This window comes from Isoptericola sp. NPDC056573, assembly GCF_042793335.1.
In the GTDB taxonomy this organism is placed as follows: domain Bacteria; phylum Actinomycetota; class Actinomycetes; order Actinomycetales; family Cellulomonadaceae; genus Isoptericola.
Genome location: NZ_JBHTUY010000020.1, coordinates 1 through 5,717, shown reverse-complemented (window position 1 = coordinate 5,717; position 5,717 = coordinate 1). Strand labels below are relative to the sequence as shown.

At 75.1% G+C, this 5,717-nt stretch carries 6 protein-coding genes; 5 read left to right on the top strand and 1 reads right to left on the bottom strand.

What is annotated here, in order from left to right; all coding sequences use genetic code 11:
* Positions 1-156: 156 nt before the first annotated feature.
* Entirely contained in the window at positions 157-2,226 is a 2,070-nt protein-coding gene (locus ACFQ8E_RS21370; RefSeq protein ID WP_430552579.1) for an ATP-dependent DNA helicase, read from the top strand.
* 9 nt (positions 2,227-2,235) lie between these two features.
* Positions 2,236-3,195, top strand: coding sequence for an L-lactate dehydrogenase (locus ACFQ8E_RS21365; protein WP_430552578.1), 960 nt, complete (start codon positions 2,236-2,238; stop codon positions 3,193-3,195).
* A 46-nt stretch (positions 3,196-3,241) separates the two neighbouring features.
* Here the strand turns inward: ACFQ8E_RS21365 and lexA are convergent, their stop codons facing one another.
* Positions 3,242-4,078, bottom strand: coding sequence for a transcriptional repressor LexA (gene lexA, locus ACFQ8E_RS21360; protein WP_430552577.1), 837 nt, complete (start codon positions 4,076-4,078; stop codon positions 3,242-3,244).
* Positions 4,079-4,347: 269 nt separating this feature from the next.
* On the opposite strand from lexA, the gene ACFQ8E_RS21355 reads away from it, so the two are divergent.
* From ACFQ8E_RS21355 to ACFQ8E_RS21345, 3 genes are all read left to right on the top strand, one after another.
* Positions 4,348-4,677, top strand: coding sequence for a LysM peptidoglycan-binding domain-containing protein (locus tag ACFQ8E_RS21355; protein WP_430552576.1), 330 nt, complete (start codon positions 4,348-4,350; stop codon positions 4,675-4,677).
* A gap of 104 nt (positions 4,678-4,781) precedes the next feature.
* Positions 4,782-5,288 (top strand): transcriptional regulator NrdR, encoded by a 507-nt coding sequence (gene nrdR / locus ACFQ8E_RS21350; protein WP_430552575.1) that lies wholly within the window; start codon positions 4,782-4,784, stop codon positions 5,286-5,288.
* Between the two features lie 57 nt (positions 5,289-5,345).
* Positions 5,346-5,600: a DUF5302 domain-containing protein gene (locus ACFQ8E_RS21345; RefSeq protein ID WP_430552574.1), complete on the top strand. Its 255-nt coding sequence runs from the start codon at positions 5,346-5,348 to the stop codon at positions 5,598-5,600.
* The last annotated feature ends 117 nt before the right edge of the window (positions 5,601-5,717 follow it).

Genomic DNA, 5,717 nt, shown 5'->3' with positions numbered 1-5,717 from the left:
CGCGGGGTGACGGGGGGGGCGGGGGCCCGCCTATCGCCCGCGCGGCGGGGGGGGGGCGGCCCCCGCGGGGGCCGGGGGCCGGCGGGGGGGGCGGCCGGGGGGGGGGGGGGGGGGCGCCGGCCCGGAACGGTCGGCGGGTCACCCTAGGATCGACGGGTGACCTCCGCCGACGCCCCCGACGCCCCGCAGCTCCTCGACCTCGCGGTGGGGGCCCTCGGTGGCGGACGGCGCGAGGGCCAGCGCCGCATGGCCGAGGCGGTGGCGGAGGCCGTCGACGACGGCCGGCACCTCCTGGTGCAGGCCGGCACGGGCACGGGCAAGTCGCTCGCCTACCTCGTCCCGGCCGTGCGGCACGCGGTCGTCGACGGCAGGCGGGTCATCGTCTCCACCGCCACCCTCGCCCTGCAACGACAGGTGGTCACGCGCGACCTGCCGCTGGTCGCCGAGACCGTGGGGCCCAAGCTGCCCCGCCCTCCCAAGGTCGCCCTGCTCAAGGGCTGGCACAACTACCTGTGCAAGCACAAGGTGACCGGCGGCTACCCGGTCGAGGGCGCGACGCTCTTCGACCTCCCGGCCGACCCCGGACCCGGCGAGGGGGCAGGCGCCGAGCAGCACCCGGCGCCCTCGAGGCCGCCCGGAGGATCTCGCCAGGGCGGGCGTCGGGACGACGCCGCCACGCTCGCCGACCACGTGCGCCGGCTGCACGCGTGGGCCGACGACACCGACACGGGCGACCGGGACGATCTCGTGCCCGGTGTCCCCGACAGGGCCTGGCGCCAGGTGTCCGTCACGGCCCTGGAGTGCCTGGGGCAGCGGTGCCCGCTCCTCGCGGAGTGCTTCCCCGAGCGGGCCCGCGCGGCGGCCCGGGAGGCCGACGTCGTCGTCACCAACCACGCGATGCTGGGGATCGCCGTCTCGGGGAACCCGGGCGTGCTGCCCGAGCACGACGCCGTCGTGGTCGACGAGGCGCACGAGCTCGCCGAGCGCGTGACGGCCGCGGCGACCGTCGACCTGTCGCTGACGGTCGTGGAGCACGCCGCGCGCCTCGCGCGGCGGCACGGCGGCACCGAGACCGAGGCGCTCGACGCCGCCTCGCAGCGACTGGGCAGCCTGCTCGCCACGGCCCCCGCGGAGCGGTTCCCGCTCGGCCTCCCCGACGACCTGCGCGCCGCGGTCGGCGCGGTGCGCGACGCCGCGCGCGAGCTCCTCACCCGGCTCAAGCCCCAGGGCCCGGGCAAGGGGCAGGAGGCGCCGGACGCCGGCACGAAGATGGCGCAGTCCGCCGTCCTGCAGCTCTTCGAGGTCGCGGAACGGATGGCGGCGGAGGACACGACGGCGGACGTGCTGTGGTGCTCGCGCCCGCCGGAGAACGCGCCCTGGGCGGGCGACGGCGTCACGCGCCTGCACGCGGCGCCGCTGGCGGTGGCGGGGCTGATCCGCACGCACCTGCTGGGCGAGGCCACGGGAGTCTTCACCTCGGCGACGCTCACCCTCGGCGGCACGTTCGACCCGGTGGCGCGGTCGCTGGGCCTCGCCGGCTCGGGCGGGACGGACGAGACGGCCGACTGGACGGGTCTCGACGTCGGCAGCCCGTTCGACTACCCGCGCCAGGGGATCCTCTACGTCGCGCGGCACCTGCCCGCGCCTGGCCGGGAGCCGACGACCGACGCCCAGCTCGACGAGATCGCCGGGCTGATCGAGGCCGCCGGAGGACGGACCCTCGGGCTGTTCTCGTCCCGCCGGGCGGCGCAGGCCGCGGCCGAGGCGATGCGCGAGCGGCTGGACGTCCCCGTGCTGTGCCAGGGCGACGACCAGCTTCCGACCCTCGTGAAGGCGTTCGCCGACGACCCGGCGACCTGCCTGTTCGGCACCCTCTCGTTGTGGCAGGGCGTCGACGTCCCGGGGCCGAGCTGCCAGCTGGTGCTGGTGGACCGGATCCCGTTCCCGCGCCCGGACGACCCGGTGAAGGCGGCGCGGGCGCGGTCCGTGGAGCAGGCGGGCGGCAACGGGTTCATGCAGGTCTCGGCCACGCACGCCGCGCTGCTGCTGGCGCAGGGCGCCGGCCGGCTCGTGCGCACGGGCGACGACCGAGGGGTCGTGGCCGTCCTCGACCCCCGGCTCGCGACCGCGCGCTACGGGTCGTTCCTGACCCGATCCATGCCGGACTTCTGGCCGACCACGGACGGCGAGCTCGTCCGCGCTGCGCTCCGGCGTCTCGACACCTAGCGTGGGGCCGTGGACGAGACACGCAGGACGACCAAGCTCGCGATCGTCGGAGCGGGCGCGGTGGGTTCCACCCTCGCGTACGCGGCGCTGGCCCGGGGCGCGGCCCGGTCCGTCGCCCTCCTGGACGTCAACCGCGCGAAGGTGGAGGCCGAGGTCCTCGACCTGCGGCACGGGGGGATGTTCATCCCTCAGGCCGAGATCGACGGCTCGGACGACGTGGAGGTGTGCCGCGGCGCCGACATCGTCGCGGTGACGGCGGGGGCCAAGCAGAAGCCCGGCCAGAGCCGCCTCGACCTGGCCGAGGCGACGGTAGGCCTCACGCGCTCCATCCTGCCGGGCCTGCTCGAGGTGGCCCCGGACGCGGTGTTCCTCATGGTCACCAACCCGGTCGACGTCGTCACCTACGCGGCGCAGGAGATCAGCGGCCTGCCCCGGGGCCGGGTGTTCGGCAGCGGGACCGTCCTCGACTCGTCCCGGCTGCGCGACGCGCTGGCCCGCCACTGCGGGGTCGCGGTCGGGAACGTGCACGCGAACATCGCGGGCGAGCACGGCGACTCGGAGATCGTGCTGTGGAGCTCGGCCACGATCGCCGGCGTGCCCCTCCTGGACTGGCGGCCCTTCCGGGGTCGCCCGCCGCTCGACGAGCCGGCCCGGCAGCGCATCGCGACCGACGTCGTCGAGTCGGCCTACCGCGTCATCGCCGGCAAGGGGGCGACCAACTACGCGGTCGGCCTGGCGGCGACCCGGATCATCGAGGCGGTGCTCAACGACGAGCACCGCGTGATGAACGTCTCCTCCCGCCTCGACGACTTCTACGGCATCAGCGACGTCTGCCTGTCGGTGCCGTCCCTCGTCGACCGGCGCGGCGTGGGGGAGACCATCGACACCCCGCTGTCGGACGAGGAGGTCGCCGGGCTGCGTGCGTCGGCCGAGAGCATGCGGGCCGTGCAGCGCCGGCTGGGCTTCTGACCGGACCGGACGCGGGGCGCCGGGCGGGGCCGGGGCGGAGCGCCGTTCAGAGGCTGCGCAGCACCGCCACGACCCGACCGAGCACCTGCGCCTCGTCTCCCGGGATGGGCGAGTAGGCGGCGTTCTGCGGCAGCAGCCAGGTGTGCCCGCCGGCCTGCTTGAAGGTCTTGACCGTCGCCTCGCCGTCGATCATCGCGGCGACGACCTCGCCGTTCTCGGCGACGGGCTGGCTCCGCACGACCACCCAGTCGCCGTCGCAGATCGCGGCGTCGACCATCGAGTCGCCCGCGACCTTGAGCAGGAACAGGTCCCCGTCGCCGACGACCTGCCGGGGGAGCGGGAAGACGTCCTCGACGACCTGCTCCGCGAGGATGGGACCGCCGGCGGCGATCCGGCCGACCAGCGGGACGTACGACGGTGCCTGGGCCGGCTGCGCGTCGGAGGCGGCGAGCGACCCCGCCACGAACCCGGGCGCCGCGTCGGCGTCGGGGACGGCACCGCCGGTCGCGGGCGACTCGAGGTCGACGACCTCGATCGCGCGCGGCCGGTTGGGGTCACGGCGCAGGTAGCCCTTGCGCTCGAGCGTGGTGAGCTGGTGCTTGACCGAGGAGGGGCTCGCCAGCCCGACGGCCTCGCCGATCTCGCGCATGGTCGGGGGGTAGCCGCGCGCCTCGACGGAGCTGCGGATGGTCTCGAGCACGCGACGCTGGCGGGGCGTGAGGCGGTCGGACGAGGGCGAGAGCTCGCTCACCGACGCCAGCACGTTCGTGGTGGTGCCGGCCGGGACCGTCGACGCGGCCGCCTCCCCGGGGGTCTCGTCCTGGGCTGCCCATGACGTCGCCGTCGTCGTGGACGCCGGGGCCTGGTCCCGTCCGCTGGTCATCGCGTTCTCCGTCCTGCAGGGCGCGGCCCGTGGGCGGGCCGATGAAATCCGACAAACCTTCCATCGCGCTGTCGGCCACTCTAAGCCAGTTCCGGCCCGACATCAAACATCTGTTCGATCAGGTCTCGACCGTGTCGCCCCGACGTGGTACACCTAGTACAGCAGTTCGACGTACAGGTGTTCGACGAACGGGTGTTCGACGACGGATGCTCGACGGAGCGGCCGCCCATCGCGGCACCACGTGGACCGGAGGCAGGACGATGCAGAACGTGCGCAGCACCAGCGACGCTCACGGGTTCCTCGGGCTCGGAGGGCTCCGGCTGACCCGCAGGGGACGGGTGGTGGTCGCGGCACTGGTGCTCCTCGTCCTCGTGGGCGCGGGCCTCGTCGGCCAGCGGGCCGTGGCGGAGGCGCCGGGCGCAGGCGTCGAGGTGCGGCTCCAGACGGTGGCGCCCGGCGACACCCTGTGGCAGTACGCGCAGCAGGTGCGGGACACGGGGGACGACCTGCGCGACGTCGTCGCCGAGCTCCGCGACCTCAACGGGCTGACCTCGGCGGAGCTCCAGACCGGGCAGGTGGTCCTGCTCCCGCTGGACTGACGGCATCGCCGCTCCCAGGGATCCTGCTTGCGCGGACGGTCGCCCGCCGCTTACCTTGACGGGCAGCCGGGCGCCGGTCCGGAGCCGAGCGCAGGAGACCAGCGATGCACTGCCCGTTCTGCCGCCATGCGGACTCACGAGTCGTCGACTCGCGCACCTCCGACGACGGCGCGTCCATCCGTCGCCGGCGCCAATGCCCCGCGTGCCAGCGTCGGTTCACCACGATCGAGACGGCCAGCCTGTCGGTGGCCAAGCGCTCCGGGGTGACCGAGCCGTTCAGCCGGGACAAGGTGGTGGCGGGCGTGCGCAAGGCGTGCCAGGGCCGGCCGGTGAGCTCCGACGACCTCGCCGTCCTCGCGCAGAAGGTCGAGGAGACCCTGCGGGCCTCCGGTCGGCCGGAGATCGAGGCGAACGAGGTCGGTCTCGCGATCCTCGGGCCGCTGCGCGAGCTGGACGAGGTCGCCTACCTGCGCTTCGCCAGCGTGTATCAGTCCTTCGAGTCCCTGGAGGACTTCGAGACCGCGATCACGTCGCTGCGGGCGGAGCACGAGGCGCGCGGGTCGGCGGCCGACGGCGAGCCCGCGGCGGCGGGGCGCGGCGCGACGGACTGAGCGGGAGGCGCGTCCGGTCCGCGTGAAATGCCCTGGCGTCCGGTAGGCCGCCGGGGCATGCTGGACGGCACCAGGTGCCACGCGGCCCGCCGCGCGAGCACACCCACCCCGACCGACGACGAGGTGACCGTGATGACGGACGACTCGAGGGCGAAGCCCACCGAGGACACGAAGGCGCGCTTCCGGGAGGCGCTGGAGAAGAAGAACGCCGCCAGCCACCCCACCGCCGGCAAGGACGGCAACACCGGCCAGGTGCACGGTTCGGAGACCTCCGGGCCGGTGCAGAAGATGTTCCGCCGCAAGTCGGGCTGAGCAGACGGACGAGCCGAGCAGACGGACGAAGCGCGAAGGGCGGCCCCGGATCCCCCGGGGCCCCCCTAGCGCGTCGTGGGGGCGGGGGCCCGGGCCCGGCAGCCGGCCGCCGGGCCC